A 13,959-nucleotide genomic window follows, 5' to 3' on the forward strand; every position below is an offset into this window, starting at 1 on the left:
GGTCGCATTGCTGCGCGATGCCGGTGTCGTGGGCCACGACGATCAGCGTCTTGCCGTACTCGTGCTGCAAGGCAAGCATCTCGTCGAAGACGTGCCGGGCGAGCGTAGCGTATGGTCGAGCACGCCGGTCGGCTCGTCGGCAAGGAGCACGTCAGTGTCGGCCGCGTCCAGCAATGCGTTCAGGGTCCGGTCGGACCGGTCCTGCGGCACATCGGACAACGACAACAGGCGGCCCTGCTTCGGATACTCGCGTATCGCCGTGAAATACCCGTCACCCAACACGAACACCGACATCAAACCGGACAACGAAACCAACACCACCGTCAACATACAGACGGCGACCTTCAACAGCCTGTTCATGCCGTTCCCCTTCCCGCCGCAACCTCGTGGCGAACGTTATGGTCCCATACTCCCCCTTTCCGCCGGGGTCCTCCATCGGGCAAAGGAATGAACGCGCGTATCATCTGCAAGAACGATGCATCCGACTCTCGCGACTCCCCACATGCGGAAAACGGAGTCATTCCACGTTCGATGACCACCCTGAGATAGCGTTGGCAACAAGAATCCGCACACGCCAATCAATCGGGAGGCCCAATGAGCGAGATCATCGAGACCGCACGACTACTGTTACGTCCGTGGAAGATCGACGATCGCGTCGAGGCCGCGACCCTGTTCCGGTACGCTTCGAACCCGCAAATCGGACTGTTGTGCGGCTGGCCGCCGCATCAGGATGTCAAAGAGAGCATGCGCGTCATTCGCGATGTGTTCTCGGTCCAACATAACTGGGCCGTCACCATTCGGGACGCCGCGGCGGCAGGTATCGGCGTTGACGAACCCGTCGGCTGCATCGAGTTGAAGCCACTCCGTCACATCGGCAACAACGGCGACAGCGACGGCTCAGACTCCGCGCTCGACGAACGTTACATCCAATACGTCAGCGGCGACGTCCTGGAACTCGGCTATTGGATCGGCCGCCCGTTCTGGGGTAAAGGATACATGCCCGAAGCGCTGCATGCCGTGCTCGCCTACGCGTTCGACACGCTGCATGTGGACGCCGTGTGGGGCGCCCACTACGCGGACAACACGCAGTCCGGCCACGTGATGGAAAAATGCGGCATGCAGGTCGCCGGCGAATCAAAACACAACCATTTCCCGCTGATCAACGAATACCACGATGAGACCCTCCGCATCATCACCGCCGACGATTGGGCGACGAGGTACAAAACCATCCGTTAAGTCCGTTACGGTCGTAACGCGTTGCTCATCGGCGTCTTTTGGCATGAACGGCGGCGACGATCCGGCGCGCGATCCGGTCTGCCCGCGGATGGTGCTTGCGGACGCCACTGACGATATGATGTCCGGGGACTGAATTGTTTCGAGGAGTGGCATATGTACGACAGCAGACGTTTCAGCCTTGCCGTGGTGGACAACGACCCGTTGACGGTGAAGATGCTGACGTTGCTGGTCCGTCGTGATCTCCCCGAGGTCGACGTGACGTGGGCGTGCCGTCGCGGCCGGGATGCGGTCGCCCGTTGTCTGTCGGCCGAGTCGCGTCCGGATGTGCTGTTGGTGGACATGTCGCTGGAGGGATTGGGCGGCGTCGAGGTGTGCCGTCGGATTCGCGCGGCGACGGCCGATGTCGTGTTGATCGGCGTCACGTCGTTTTCGCTGGAGCATTATGCGGCCGACGCGTTGGCCGCTGGCGCGCAGTGCGTGAGGGACAAGGCGCGGGTGGCGGATATCTGCGATGCGGCGGTCGCACTGGTCAACGGACACACACCGCGCGCCCGGTACGTGTCCGACATGACCGCCGCGCAATCGCATGCGCTGCTCGTGAAACACAGCGAAGCCGATGCTGACGCTTCCGGAACGCCACCGGACACGATTGCGGCTATCACGTCGTTGACGGATCGTGAGCGCGAGGTCATGCGCCTGTGCGCGCAGGGGCGCAGTTCCCGTGAGATCGGCGAGATGCTTGGTGTCGGTGAGTCGTCGGTGAAGACGTATGTGATGCGTGCGGCGAGGAAACTGGGCGCAAGGAATCGGACGCAGGCGGTGGCCGAATGGCTGATGTTGCAGGACTGATCAAACGGGCGGGTGAGCGTGTCCGCGCCGCCGGCGTGGGGCCGGTCATGTGGTGCGTCGTATTGTTGTCCGCCGGGCTGACGGTGTTGGAGATGTTCGAGTATCCCGCGCAGCTCGTGGCCACCACGGTGCTCACGGTCGTGCACGTCCTGTGTCTGCTGGTGTTGCCGTTCTATCCGTTGCCGATGAGTGTGGCGGTCGCGGTCACGTATGTGGCGTGCGCGTTCCTGCCGGATATGAGCGGTGCGAGCCTGTTCTATGGCATATGGGTTGCGTTGGCGGCGGTCGGCCGGTACGGCAGGTCGCGCTGGTGGTGGCTGATGCCGCCGTTGATCGCCGCGGTGCGGTGGATGGTCGCGGCCCGCGCCGGCATCCCGTTCGGCGATTACGCGACGCTGCTGCTGTCGTTCTTCGTCGTGTACATGTTCGGCCGTGCGATGTCGTGGAGGGCGACGGCCATACAGGCGGAACGGGACCGGCTGCGCTACGAGCGGGAACGTGAACGGGTGGATGCCATGCGCCGCGACGCGCGAGCGGCGAGCCGGATCCACGACGCGGTGACGAGCGATCTCGCGTACATGGCCATGCGCCTGGACTACGAACGGTCACGTTCGACGGATGATGATGAACAACATGCTGCGTTGCTCGATGACCTGTACCGGCGTACGATTGACACGCTCGGCGAGGTGCGCACGGTCATCAACATGCTCGACGGGAACGACGATGACATTGATACCGGAAAGGGACATGATTCCATCGGAAAAGGCAGCAGCGGCGTCTCTCCGCGAAGCAACATTGACGACGGTGACGCTGAACGTACCGGCGACGACGATACCGAAATCGGAAGCTCGGCCGCGACGTCTTCGTCTTGCATCACGTTCCCCGATCGTGTCCGTGACGTATTGGGACACGGCGACCGGTATCTCGCACAGCTCGGCTTCACCGGCGACTCCACGATGATCGACAACCTGCCCGAACACAAGCTGACGGATACGGACGACGTCACTCGCGAACGTGAGTCTGCCGTGATCGACCTGCTGCGTGAGCTGTACACCAACATCGCCGTGCACGGCGACCCATCCGGCGAATACCGTGTAGTCGTGCGCCGCAACAGCGACGGCCTGTCCGTCGATCAAGTCAACGACATCGCCGAGCACTCGCTCCTGCCCAACAAACCCCATTCCGGCAAAGGACTGGCATTGCATCGCACCCGGTTCGCCGCTCTCGGCGGCTCGATCAGCACGTCCGCCGAAGACAGCACGTGGATACTGCACGCGACTTTGCCGTCTGATTCATCTCATTAGTAAGACCCACGATTCCCGGATCCTGACTCCGCTGTCATGCGATTGCTTGACAGCACGTTGTATGTGCACGCGATGCATGTCACTATGGAACTCGTATCACAGGCGGCTTCAAACGTCACCGTTGTCGTCTTTGGTTGACAGGGATTCCTATAAGTGGCGCGATTCCCTTTCTACGGCCATTATGGTTGTATGGGAAAGTGTCGGGCCTTGAGAAGAGGAGGCTGGTCATGGCCGATAACATTCGTCGTCTGCGTGTCAACCTGTGCGTCTCCAAGACTACAACCGTCACCTTGAGCTGCTTACAATCTGATGCCGCGCAGCTGGTGGGGACAAACCAATGATGCCGGTGCCCGTTGTCTAACTATCTCTGAAATGGTGTAGCGCCAGAAAGGATTCCAGACTATGCTTCTTTGCCTGATTGCTCTTTTCCTGCCGATAGTTCAGTGGTGTTTCTCCATGTATGGGTTCGCGAAGAATGGTCAGCTAGAGAGGAATTACCAGATGGGCATCAAGACCCGTTGGACCATCGCCTCGGACGAGACATGGGAATACGTACACCGAAAGTATGCGTTCGTGTTCCTCGGCAGTGGTGTATTGGGCTCTCTGATGCCGGTGGACGTGCTGGTCGGCATGATCGCGACCCGTGACATCAACAACATGAGCATGATCTGGTGGTGGATACTCCTCGCCCTCGCCATTATCCTCGTCGCTTGGCTTGTCATATGCGGAGTCATCGCAAATCTCGACGCCAGGAAACACTATCTAGAATCACAGGCATAAGGGTAAAAACTCTGATCCCGATGAGAAGCTGCTTGTTTTCGTGATGTGTAACCCTGACGAACAACAATTACCGCCATCTCATGTCGTCTTTGGATGACAAATACTCCTTCGATTAGCTTGATCCCGTGCGGGCGATCATCATGGAGGAATGAAACGCAGCAATACGCAACAGCAGGATTCTCGAAACGATACAGCGGTTTCGGCGGCGGAACGTCGTCAGCAGACCATCATCGGGATGCTGACCGTCGCGATCATCGTCTCCCTGCTGGTCGTGTGCGGCGTTGCCTTGTATCGCAGCATGGCGGCCAATCGTTCCGCGACGATGGACGCCCCGCAATCGGAACAGGCCGCGCGTGACGCCCTGCGTAAGATCAAAGTCAAACCGTCGTTCGCGGATGATCAGGGCGGAATCCTGGTCTCCAAGAACGGGTACGGCAGCAAGGTCGATGGCGTGCCGACCGTCGGCATGTATCTAGAACCGTTGTGCCCGGGTTGCGCGCTGGTGAGTCGTACGCTCGATCCGACGATCAAGCGCATGCTGGACGCGGGGCAGATCAATCTCGACCTGCATTTCATGACGTTCCAGGACTACAAAAGCAGCGATGAGTATTCGACCCGCGCGTTCAACGCGGCCGTCACGATCGCGCAACGGGACCCGAATCCGGACCATCTGCTCGGGTATCTGATGAACATCTACCGTGAGGACTTCCAGCCCGGCGAACTCAGCGAATACCACAGTGTGACCGACGACCAGCTCAAACAGCAGGCGCTCGACGCCGGCGTGGACAGCACGACGGCGGATGCGGCGTTCGACGGTCGATACCGGTACCGGTCATGGCTGAAAGCGGCGGACGACTACACGATCCTCCGCACGGAACTCTACGCGCCGGGCAAGAACGGCTTCTCCACGCCCACCGTCACCATCAACGATCGTCTCTGGCAGATGGACGGCAGCGATCTGAAAAACAGCTTCCTCACCGCCGTCGGCCTGGACGAGAACGAAGTCGGAAATTCGGCCGTCAAACCGAAAAGCTAATCGAGTACAGAGCAAGTCGGAGACGACACATCGAACGGACAAGGGCAGCGATGGTTCGATCTTCGCGACGAATCGTAGTAACGTAACCGGCATCATACGGACAAGGAAGGAATCCATGCAGTTGATCGAGACATGGCTGGCGGACCGGGAGCGCACGTTCGACCTGTTCGCGAAGTTTCCGACGGAGGAAACGGGATTCGAGAACCCCGCCGCCGGCATGAGCCGCGAGCGGTTCGCCGCCTATGTGCAGGGTCTGCGCGACGAGGCGTTGGGTATCGGCTTGCCGGAGGGCTGGGTGCCGGCCACCAAATACATCCTCGTCAACGACGAAGGCGAGTACGTGGGCATTTTCAACCTGCGCCACCGGCTCACCGATTTCCTGCGTGAAGGCCCGGGTCATATCGGCTACGGCATCGCCCACGAATACCGCGGCCGCGGCTACGCGACCGCCGGATTGAAGCTTACGCTTGCCAAGGCGCGCGAACTCGGCATCAGGGAAGCGTACCTGTGCGTGCATAAAACCAATCCGTCGAGCCTCGCCGTGCAGCGACATTGCGGTGCGCGCATCGACCATGAGGACGAACGGGAATACTATACGCGCATCAACACGAGTATGGGCTCGACGCGCGATGAGTGACGACACGACGAGGCCAAGCCTGCTTCTGCCGTCGGAATACGCGGATCTGCCGAAGGCCGAATTCATGGCACCCGGGCCGGAACGCGACCGCCTGGTAAGGCTTATCCTCAACGGCACGAAGACCGCAACCGCCGCGCTGTTGATCGACTATACCGAGTGCGGTGACCCATTGCCCCGTATCGGCGATCGTTCCATACTGGTCGATTCCGACGAGCACGGCGTGGCGATGCTGACCACCACCGACGTCTCCGTCGTCCGTCTGGCTGACGTCACCAATAGCCACGCGCTGGCCGAAGGCGAAGTCGACACGACCGCAGCACAATGGAGACGCACGCACGAGGCATACTGGAACTCGGCCGAATACCGTTCCTACTTCGCCGACCCAACGTTTCCAGTCAACGATGATACGCTCGTCGTGCTCGAACGATTCAAGGTCACGGAACGACTCCGGAAGAAACCTCAGGAAGGAAGCATGGCATGACGATTCGTATCGTTCCGATCGAGCCGCGATGGTTCGAGGAAAAGGCTCAGGTGCAGTCGCGCACGTGGCGGGAGCTCAATCAGGGGCATATCCCGCAGGAGATCGTGGACGCCATCACCCCGCAGTTCGCGCTGAAACTCACCGAAGCCCACGCCAAGGATCCCGATCAGGTCACGCTGGTGGCGCTCGACGACGATCACGTAATCGGGTTTGCGGAACTCTTGCGCACCCCACGCCCGCCGATCAAATGTCCCCAAGCCGCAGAGCTGGCCTCGCTGTACGTGTTGGCCGACCGGCACAGGCAAGGCGTCGGACACATGTTGGTCGAGGCCGGCAAGCAAGCCATCGGCAACGACCGGCTCGCGCTGTGGGTCTTTGCCTTCAACGACAACGCGCAAGGCTTTTACCGGCACATCGGCTTCCACGAGACCGGCAGCACCCAGACCGAAGACATGGGACCGGAACTCGAAATGATCAACTACTGACAGGATTGCCGATGGAGCAGCCCGCGAGTGGTGGTGACTGGTACCATGCAGTTTACATGTCATACGCGGCATTCGCGGGGAAAGGAACGACCATGCAGCAGCCGATCATGACCGACGAACGATTCCTGAGCCGACCTTCCGAACCGGCAACCGAAGCCGATCTGAGTGTGGCCGCCGATTTGTCGGACACGCTTGCCGCGCACGCCGATTCGTGCGTGGGCATGGCGGCGAACATGATCGGCGTAAGCAAGCGGATCATCGTGTTCGCGGATGAGGCGACGGGACGCAACATGGTCATGTTCAATCCGCGGATCGTCGAGCGTTCCGGCGAATACGAAACCGAAGAGGGGTGCCTGTCGCTGACCGGCATGCGCAAGACAGTCCGGTATGAACGCATCACCGTCGCCTATCGGACGCGTCGGTTCCGTGAAGCCACCGCCGTGTTCGAGGGGTTCACCGCGCAGATCATCCAGCATGAGATCGACCACTGCGACGGCATCCTGATCTGAACAGGGCCCCGCGAGGCAGGCCAAGCCCGCGTCTCTCCGCACTGCCCCGAGCCGGCTCAATCCCGTTCAAGATTCAGCCACGACGATTCATCCGGCGTGATCCGGATTGCGCGGCCATGCCGCGCGACACCGCTGCCGGTCATTCCGCCGCCAGCGCGCTCTCTTCGGTTGGCCCCCATGCGCCGTTGGGAAGATATCCCTCCGGCAGCGCAGCCGATCGCACGAACGTGGACGACAACCGGTAAGGTTCACCCGTACGCGCACTGATGATCATGCCGTGGATCAGCTCGAACACGTGGAACGCCATCTCTTTGCCGGCGCGGTGAGGACGATGCCGGGCGATCGCCCACGCCATCTCCGCAGCCCCTACGCCGCGCGACTCGTTGAGGAATCCGTGCGTGAACGGAAAGGCGATCTCCTCCTGCAGCGGCTTGCGCAGCCGCACCGGCGCGCCCGCCACGTTGGGGTCTCCCGTGTGCAGGATGCCGCGCGTGCCGTACACGTCCATGATGGGGTGCTCGTCCACATTGGACGCGCCGTTGAACTGTATGGTCGCCAGTGCTCCGGACGCGTATTCGACGGTTGCGGTGACAACGTCACTTTCCGTCAGCATCACCGTTTCGCCGAACGTGTCCCGATCCGTGCACATGCGCATGCGCGACGGCGCGTGGACGCGGGAGAATGCCGACACGCGTACGGCCGGCCCCAGCAGGTATGCCAATGCGGTCATGTGATAGCACCCGTAGTCGAACGGCATGCCGCCTCCCGGCTGTTCCAAGAACGGCATGATGTCGCCGTAGATGGCAAGATTCCGGTTCACCGCGACGTTTGCAGAGGTCACGTCGCCGATCAGACCATGGTCGACGACGTATCGGGATGTCTGTATGCCGCCGCACAGGAACGTGTCCGGCGTCACGCCCAATCGCACGCCATGCGCATCCGCCGAACGCATGAGTTCGCGTCCCTGCTCAAGATCAACGGCGATCATTTTCTCGCTGAAGACGTGCTTGCCATGTTCCAGCGCCGCACGCGTCACGTCGTAGTGCTCGGCCGGCGGCGTGAGATTGACGATCATGGCGATGTCAGGATCGTCCAGCATGGATTGGTATGCCATGCTGCGCAAGCCGTATCGTTCGGCTTTGTCCCGGGCGCGTTTCTCATGCCGATCGGCGCAGGCGACGGCGCGGACGGACGAGAACCGCCCGGTCAGATTGTTCAGGTAGGCGTCGCTGATGGCTCCGCATCCGATGATTCCCGCATGGACGGGCGTTATCTTGCTCATGCCGTGTTCCCTTCGCGATGGTTTCGTTCGGCGAGTATGCGTTGGTTGTCTTGCAATCGGCGTTTCGACAATGGATAGACAGCAAGCAGCGTCAGCGCGACCAGCGCGTATCCGGCTGCGGGGACGAGCGTGTCGACCGCGTACAGCCGTTCGAGCACGTCGTCGGATTGTGTCACCGCATGGCCGGCGACGCTGGGCACGTATCCGCACAGCGTCACCACGACTCCGCCGAGTCCGCCGGCGAGCGACGATCCGATGCCGCGCGCGAACTGGTAGGCCGAGTATACGGTCGCGTCTTCGCGGCTGCCGGTCGCGACCTGTCGATCGTCGACGACGTCGGTGATGTACGACCAGGTCATCAGTCCGAAGTAGCCCGAGCCGACGCTGGCCAATACCAGCATGACGACGAACGTCCACGCGTCGCGGATGCGCATCAGATACATGACCACGTAGATCGCGGCGGTTGCCAGCAGCATTGCGGCGTTCGACTCGCGTTTGCCGAATCGCGCGGCGATGCGTGGCGCGACCGGCGCGACGGCGAGCGACAGGAGCGCCGGCACCGTCTGCGCGACGGCGAGCGCGCCGGGATTGCGGAAATAGTCGGCGAAGACGTACGTGTTGACCGAGGAGAAGATCACGCCGGTCAGCATCACCGCGAATGTGGCGAGTACGATGCCGATCATGGACCGGCTGGACACCAGTCCGAGCAGCATGCGCGGGAACGGGACGCGTTCGCGGCGGGAGCGTTCGGAACGTATACGCTCATGCATCGTATGTACGACGACCTGGGCGCAGATCCAGATCAGCGCGGCGCACAGGATGGCGACCAGCCAAAACCGCAGGCTGGAGATCTGGCGTACGTCGTCGACCGTGACGTATACCGCCAGCGGGATCGTGCAGCTGCCGAGTATCGTGCCGACGGCCGAGCCGGCGCCGCGCGCCGCGGATACGGATTCTCGGTCCGACGGCCGCTCGGACACGACGGAGGCGAGGGAGCCATATGAGATCTGCTGGACGGCGAAGCACAGGTTCATGAGCGCATAGGCGACGACCACCCATGCGATGCGGCCGTTGACGGGCAGCAGTCCGGCCAGCGGGCAGTACAGCAATGCGATCGACGCGGCCAGCGGATAGCTGATCGCGGACAGCCAGTGCAGGTAGCGGCCGGTTCGCGTCAGCGGCAACGAGTCGAGATACCGACCGAGCGCCAGGTCCACGAATGCGCCGCACAGTTTGGTCATGAAGAGGATCATGCCGATGATCGCCGCGTCGACGCCCAGCACGTTGGTGCAGTACAGCAGCAGATAGCTGGTGGACAGCGTGAAGCTGAATCCGCCGCCGATGTCGCCGAATCCGTAGGCCAGCGCTTCTCTGCGGTTGAATGGTGTGATGTCCGGCTTGGGTTTTCGTTTTCTTCGCGTCATGGTTCCGCTCTCCTTCGCATCGCGCCGCGCGGTCGTGCCAACCACGTAACTACAACGCTGAAGTAATAGTGTAGCACACACCGCCGTTCACGCGAAGCCATGATTCGGCCCGGATACGACGGAGTCTTCATAGGATTCGCAGGGCTCGTCATATTGCGAACAAAGCCTCCACACCCCGTCAACGATAAGATGCGCGGCCATCGGACAGCCGCGAATCGCCTCACCCAGCCGCTTGCACGGACTGCACGAACTCGCCGCCGTCAAACCAGCCGGCGATGTCGTTCTGCTCGACGATGAGCTGCGGGTCGATTGCGAGCGTGTGATGCGCGTCCTCGGTGCCGCAGTAGACCTTGTCGTGCGCAAGCAGCCGGCGGTCCATGTATGCGGGGATGCCGAGGAACAGCGGACCGACCGTGCCGACGTCGTAGCCGGTGCGTTCCTTCACCGTGACGGGCGCGGAGAGGTGCAGCTGCCGCAATCCCAGCGCGCGGCCGAGCGCACGCCATTTGAGATGTCCGGACGCGAGCGCGATCACCGCGAAAACGCCCTCCTTCGATTCCACAACGTATGTCGCCGCGGCACGGTCGACGTCGAACACGGTCGCCGCGGAAGCGAGATCCACGATCGCGGTCTCATGTTCGATGATCCGCGCGCGGTCCGCGTGTTCGGACGCGAACCGTGCAATCCGTTCATATTTGTCGTTCATCGTCTGTGTCTCCGGTTGCTTTGGCATTCGCCGGCTATTCGCCGATGACGTCGCCGACGAGTCCGGAGACGATCGCCATGATGATCGAGCCGAGCACCGACCACCAGAAGCCGTGGATGACCACGCCCACGTCGAACAGCGTGAGCGCCAGCCACGAGGCGAGCTCCATGAACAGCCAGTTCAGCACGAGCGCGAACAGGCCGAAGCTCAGGATCGAGATCGGCAGGGCAAGCAGATGCACGACCGGTTTGATCGACGCGTTGATGAGCGCGAGAAACAGCGAGAACGCGGCGATGCCGAGCATCGGCGGCTCACCGACCGCCTCCATGCCGGGCAGCAGGGCGACCATGACGCCCGCCGCGATCGTCAGCACCAGCCAACGGGAAATGAAATGACTCATATCACCCGATTATTCCAGCCGAAATGTCATCGGACTGTGATGTGACGCAATGACATGATGGAATCGTGCGCTTCAGGCGTCACACCGACCGTTCCGTCATGTCGTGAGGTTCCGCCTTGCCGCTGCGGCGAACGCGCAACTCGGGCAACATCACGACGAACAAGACGATCGCCAGCACCGCGGTGAGCAGATCGGCGAGCGCCTGCGCGGCGATCACGCCGGCATAGCCGGCGATGCGCGAACCGGCGAACAGCGTGACGGCCAGGATCACGCCCTGACGGCTGATCGACAGGACGAACGCGCCGAGCGCCTTGCCGGCCGACTGGAACGTGCAGGTCGTCACCATCACCACGGCTACGCACACGAGGCTGAGCAGTTGGACGCGCAGCATGCCCGCGCCGAGCGTGACGATCGTCTCGTCGGCGATGAAGAAGCGCATGAGCATGCGGTCGGCGAGGCTGAGCAGGATGGTCATGGCGAGCGCGAACAGGCACAGGAACGTGTAGGAGAAGTGCATGATCGCGCGCAGGCGCGTCATGTTGCGCGCGCCGTAGTTGTAGCCGATGAGCGGCTGCGCGCCGAACGCGAAGCCGACGAAGATCAGCACGGCGATCATGATGATTTTGAGCGCGATGCCCATGGCGGCGACCGCGTCCGTGCCGTAGGGCAGCAGGAACAGGTTGATCATGACGATGCCGACGCTTTGCGTGAGGTTGGTGATGGCCGCGGGAATGCCGATGGCGAAGATGCCGCGGATTTCGCGCGCCGTGACGCGTAGCCTGCACGCGACGCGGTCGAGGATGAGCCGCGGGTCGATCGACAGGTTCGGGCTGCGGCGCAGCAGGAACCAGACGAAGTACAGGTCGGTGCAGACGTTCGCGATCACGGTCGCGCCGGCCGATCCCGCCGCGCCCCAGCCGAACACGTGGATGAACAGCGGGTTGAGCACGATGTTGACAAGCGTGCCGGCCATCGAACCGATCATGGACTGCACGGCGTGGCCTTCGGTGCGCAGCAGATTGACCGGCGTCATGGACACGATGATGAACGGCGAGCCGACGATGATGAGCGTGTAGAAGTCCGACGCATGACGCCACGTGTCGTCGGTCGCGCCGAGCAGCGTGAGCATCGGGTCGCGGAAGACGAGGCCGAGGCCGAGGATGAGGATGCCGGTGGCGATGGCCGCGTAGAAGCAGAACACGCTCAGCCGCTTGCCGTCCGCATAGCGATGCTGGCCGAACAGGCGGGAGATGACCGAGCTGCCGCCGAGGCCGAAGATGTCGCCGAGCGCGATCATCACCGTGAACACGGGCGCGGTCAGGGAGACTCCGGCGACCATGCTCGTGTCGCCGGTGTGCGCGATGAAATACGTGTCGACCATGTTGTAGACGAGCGTGACCAGCATGCCGAGCACCACCGGCATCGCCAGTGAGAAATACGCCTTAGGCACCGGCGCCTTTTCGAACAGTTCGCTATCCATGCGTGTGTGTCGTCCCTTCTCTTCCCGGGGTTCGCCGTGCATCGTTCCGGCGCAATGTCACGGGCATCATAGCCGCCACAGTGCGGACAAGCGACACGCCGACATCAACATGAGCAAAGGCACTGATGGCTAGGCAGCGGACTGACCGCCGTTCTCAATCCGTTACCACGGGAATCCCCATGTCATGCAACGCAGCCGCCGCGTCGGGGATCGGAATACGCTCCTGCTCAAGCCGCAGGTATGCTACGTCCTCCCCCGTGCACAGCGCCTCGTACAGTTCTCGTTCGTCGTCACGCAGCCCGGAAAGCGGTTTCGGCTGTTGACGTGCGAGAGGCTTGCCGTCGGGGCCATCGTTCGTGCCGAACATGCCGTATCGGTCGTACGCCGTACGGTCCATGAACAGTGAGTCACAGTCGATCCCCAGCTGTCGGACGGCCGACAGTATCTCGAATCCAGCCGAGTCCATGTCGCCCCAGTACACTATGTGAACGTTCGCAGCACGCTCGTCGAACAGCCACGACAGCAGCGTCAGGCCGTCAGCCGCGGCCTTGCCGGAGCCGAACACGCATAATCCGTCCCGGATCGGCGGCATCAGCTGGTACGTGTCCTTGTTCTCCACGATCACCACGCAGCGAATCCCCAATGCCACGCCGTCGTCCCACGGCCGGACGGCCACCGCATCCGGCAGCAGCACGCGCGTCGGGTCGAGATGCCGGAACCGCAGTTCCCGAGGCCGCTCGTCCAATGCCAGCGATGATTTGCCGCACAGCAGTTCCACCGCCTTGCGCCGCTTCGTGGCCTTGCGATCCAGCCATTTCGCGCTGAACCCGGCAAGCGGCACCGCACGCGGCCGCAGACCGGCGATGTCGTGCGAGGCGCAGTATGCGGCGACGTGCAGCAGTAGTTCGAAATCGACGTCGTCCTCCGCATCCGTCATCCGTGCGGCGGTCAGCGCATCCGTTGCCGGGATGTGACCGAACCGCTCATGAATCCGTTCGAGTCGCCGCCTCGCACGACGATAATCAGCCGCGGTCGCACGGTCCACGACCCGTAGCGCGACGGTCTCATCCCCGACGATGACGTTCGAGATCAGTTCGACCGTCACGTTGCCGATGAGCCGACGCTGCACGGTCGTCTCGCAGCCGGTCCTCGCCGCCCAGTCACGAATCGCCTTATTGTTGGCATGCACGTTGCCGTCGGTGTGCACGGCAAGCGCCGCATCCTCGAGATCGCTTTGTCTGGACGGCAGCTGCACGGACACCGTGTACGGCCACGCGTCGCCGTCCGCGTATCTGCTTGCCGACAGCCGTCGGCCGATCATCGCCGCGATGTCCCTGACCGTGCGCATCA

General features: G+C 62.2%; 16 protein-coding genes. 9 read left to right on the forward strand and 7 right to left on the reverse strand.

The window, feature by feature from the left end; genetic code table 11:
* Positions 1 to 42: 42 nt before the first annotated feature.
* Complete coding sequence (locus BBIA_RS04165; RefSeq protein ID WP_033493607.1) at positions 43 to 360, reverse strand: hypothetical protein; 318 nt, start codon at positions 358 to 360, stop codon at positions 43 to 45.
* A gap of 234 nt (positions 361 to 594) precedes the next feature.
* Here BBIA_RS04165 and BBIA_RS04170 point away from each other — a divergent pair, with 234 nt between their 5' ends.
* The 9 genes from BBIA_RS04170 (at position 595) to BBIA_RS04210 (ending at position 7,317) form a co-directional block, all read left to right on the forward strand.
* Positions 595 to 1,236, forward strand: a complete 642-nt coding sequence (locus BBIA_RS04170; protein ID WP_033493606.1) for a GNAT family N-acetyltransferase — start codon at positions 595 to 597, stop codon at positions 1,234 to 1,236.
* A 153-nt stretch (positions 1,237 to 1,389) separates the two neighbouring features.
* Positions 1,390 to 2,085, forward strand: coding sequence for a response regulator transcription factor (locus tag BBIA_RS04175; protein WP_033493605.1), 696 nt, complete (start codon positions 1,390 to 1,392; stop codon positions 2,083 to 2,085).
* Positions 2,064 to 3,389, forward strand: coding sequence for a hypothetical protein (locus BBIA_RS04180; RefSeq protein WP_033493603.1), 1,326 nt, complete (start codon positions 2,064 to 2,066; stop codon positions 3,387 to 3,389). Before BBIA_RS04175 ends, BBIA_RS04180 begins: the two co-directional genes overlap by 22 nt.
* Positions 3,390 to 3,845: 456 nt before the next feature.
* The gene (locus tag BBIA_RS04185) at positions 3,846 to 4,169 is read left to right on the forward strand and encodes an SdpI family protein (RefSeq protein ID WP_274518576.1); all 324 of its coding nucleotides are present in this window, start codon (positions 3,846 to 3,848) and stop codon (positions 4,167 to 4,169) included.
* Positions 4,170 to 4,317: 148 nt separating this feature from the next.
* Complete coding sequence (locus tag BBIA_RS04190; RefSeq protein WP_033493599.1) at positions 4,318 to 5,205, forward strand: DsbA family protein; 888 nt, start codon at positions 4,318 to 4,320, stop codon at positions 5,203 to 5,205.
* A gap of 115 nt (positions 5,206 to 5,320) precedes the next feature.
* A complete protein-coding gene (locus tag BBIA_RS04195; protein ID WP_033493597.1) occupies positions 5,321 to 5,842 on the forward strand; it encodes a GNAT family N-acetyltransferase in 522 nt (173 codons plus the stop codon).
* Complete coding sequence (locus BBIA_RS04200) at positions 5,835 to 6,323, forward strand: ASCH domain-containing protein (protein ID WP_081891978.1); 489 nt, start codon at positions 5,835 to 5,837, stop codon at positions 6,321 to 6,323. Before BBIA_RS04195 ends, BBIA_RS04200 begins: the two co-directional genes overlap by 8 nt.
* Positions 6,320 to 6,808 carry a GNAT family N-acetyltransferase gene (locus BBIA_RS04205; protein WP_033493595.1) on the forward strand — a complete coding sequence of 163 codons (489 nt, stop codon included), beginning with the start codon at positions 6,320 to 6,322 and terminating at the stop codon, positions 6,806 to 6,808. Before BBIA_RS04200 ends, BBIA_RS04205 begins: the two co-directional genes overlap by 4 nt.
* A gap of 92 nt (positions 6,809 to 6,900) precedes the next feature.
* Positions 6,901 to 7,317, forward strand: coding sequence for a peptide deformylase (locus BBIA_RS04210; RefSeq protein WP_033493593.1), 417 nt, complete (start codon positions 6,901 to 6,903; stop codon positions 7,315 to 7,317).
* Positions 7,318 to 7,456: 139 nt separating this feature from the next.
* Here the strand turns inward: BBIA_RS04210 and BBIA_RS04215 are convergent, their stop codons facing one another.
* From BBIA_RS04215 to BBIA_RS04240, 6 genes are all read right to left on the reverse strand, one after another.
* Positions 7,457 to 8,599: a Gfo/Idh/MocA family protein gene (locus BBIA_RS04215; protein WP_033493591.1), complete on the reverse strand. Its 1,143-nt coding sequence runs from the start codon at positions 8,597 to 8,599 to the stop codon at positions 7,457 to 7,459.
* Positions 8,596 to 10,023 carry an MFS transporter gene (locus BBIA_RS04220; protein ID WP_033493590.1) on the reverse strand — a complete coding sequence of 476 codons (1,428 nt, stop codon included), beginning with the start codon at positions 10,021 to 10,023 and terminating at the stop codon, positions 8,596 to 8,598. The genes BBIA_RS04215 and BBIA_RS04220 overlap by 4 nt, the downstream gene beginning before the upstream one ends.
* 220 nt (positions 10,024 to 10,243) lie before the next feature.
* Positions 10,244 to 10,729: an aminoacyl-tRNA deacylase gene (locus BBIA_RS04225; RefSeq protein ID WP_033493588.1), complete on the reverse strand. Its 486-nt coding sequence runs from the start codon at positions 10,727 to 10,729 to the stop codon at positions 10,244 to 10,246.
* Positions 10,730 to 10,763: 34 nt separating this feature from the next.
* A complete protein-coding gene (locus BBIA_RS04230) occupies positions 10,764 to 11,129 on the reverse strand; it encodes a phage holin family protein (RefSeq protein ID WP_033493587.1) in 366 nt (121 codons plus the stop codon).
* A gap of 79 nt (positions 11,130 to 11,208) precedes the next feature.
* Positions 11,209 to 12,609, reverse strand: a complete 1,401-nt coding sequence (locus BBIA_RS04235; RefSeq protein ID WP_051923762.1) for an MATE family efflux transporter — start codon at positions 12,607 to 12,609, stop codon at positions 11,209 to 11,211.
* Between the two features lie 154 nt (positions 12,610 to 12,763).
* Positions 12,764 to 13,957: a DUF2220 domain-containing protein gene (locus tag BBIA_RS04240; protein WP_033493585.1), complete on the reverse strand. Its 1,194-nt coding sequence runs from the start codon at positions 13,955 to 13,957 to the stop codon at positions 12,764 to 12,766.
* Positions 13,958 to 13,959: the final 2 nt, after the last annotated feature.

This window comes from Bifidobacterium biavatii DSM 23969 (assembly GCF_000741165.1).
Taxonomy (GTDB): domain Bacteria; phylum Actinomycetota; class Actinomycetes; order Actinomycetales; family Bifidobacteriaceae; genus Bifidobacterium; species Bifidobacterium biavatii.

Coding starts and splice junctions, on each gene's coding strand:
- BBIA_RS04170 (WP_033493606.1), top strand. CDS start 595: ATGAGCGAGATCATCGAGACCGCACGACTACTGTTACGTCCGTGGAAG.
- BBIA_RS04230 (WP_033493587.1), bottom strand. CDS start 11,129: ATGAGTCATTTCATTTCCCGTTGGCTGGTGCTGACGATCGCGGCGGGC.
- BBIA_RS04225 (WP_033493588.1), bottom strand. CDS start 10,729: ATGAACGACAAATATGAACGGATTGCACGGTTCGCGTCCGAACACGCG.
- BBIA_RS04195 (WP_033493597.1), top strand. CDS start 5,321: ATGCAGTTGATCGAGACATGGCTGGCGGACCGGGAGCGCACGTTCGAC.
- BBIA_RS04235 (WP_051923762.1), bottom strand. CDS start 12,609: ATGGATAGCGAACTGTTCGAAAAGGCGCCGGTGCCTAAGGCGTATTTC.
- BBIA_RS04220 (WP_033493590.1), bottom strand. CDS start 10,023: ATGACGCGAAGAAAACGAAAACCCAAGCCGGACATCACACCATTCAAC.
- BBIA_RS04190 (WP_033493599.1), top strand. CDS start 4,318: ATGAAACGCAGCAATACGCAACAGCAGGATTCTCGAAACGATACAGCG.
- BBIA_RS04185 (WP_274518576.1), top strand. CDS start 3,846: ATGTATGGGTTCGCGAAGAATGGTCAGCTAGAGAGGAATTACCAGATG.
- BBIA_RS04215 (WP_033493591.1), bottom strand. CDS start 8,599: ATGAGCAAGATAACGCCCGTCCATGCGGGAATCATCGGATGCGGAGCC.
- BBIA_RS04205 (WP_033493595.1), top strand. CDS start 6,320: ATGACGATTCGTATCGTTCCGATCGAGCCGCGATGGTTCGAGGAAAAG.
- BBIA_RS04200 (WP_081891978.1), top strand. CDS start 5,835: ATGAGTGACGACACGACGAGGCCAAGCCTGCTTCTGCCGTCGGAATAC.
- BBIA_RS04165 (WP_033493607.1), bottom strand. CDS start 360: ATGAACAGGCTGTTGAAGGTCGCCGTCTGTATGTTGACGGTGGTGTTG.
- BBIA_RS04240 (WP_033493585.1), bottom strand. CDS start 13,957: ATGCGCACGGTCAGGGACATCGCGGCGATGATCGGCCGACGGCTGTCG.
- BBIA_RS04180 (WP_033493603.1), top strand. CDS start 2,064: ATGGCTGATGTTGCAGGACTGATCAAACGGGCGGGTGAGCGTGTCCGC.
- BBIA_RS04210 (WP_033493593.1), top strand. CDS start 6,901: ATGCAGCAGCCGATCATGACCGACGAACGATTCCTGAGCCGACCTTCC.
- BBIA_RS04175 (WP_033493605.1), top strand. CDS start 1,390: ATGTACGACAGCAGACGTTTCAGCCTTGCCGTGGTGGACAACGACCCG.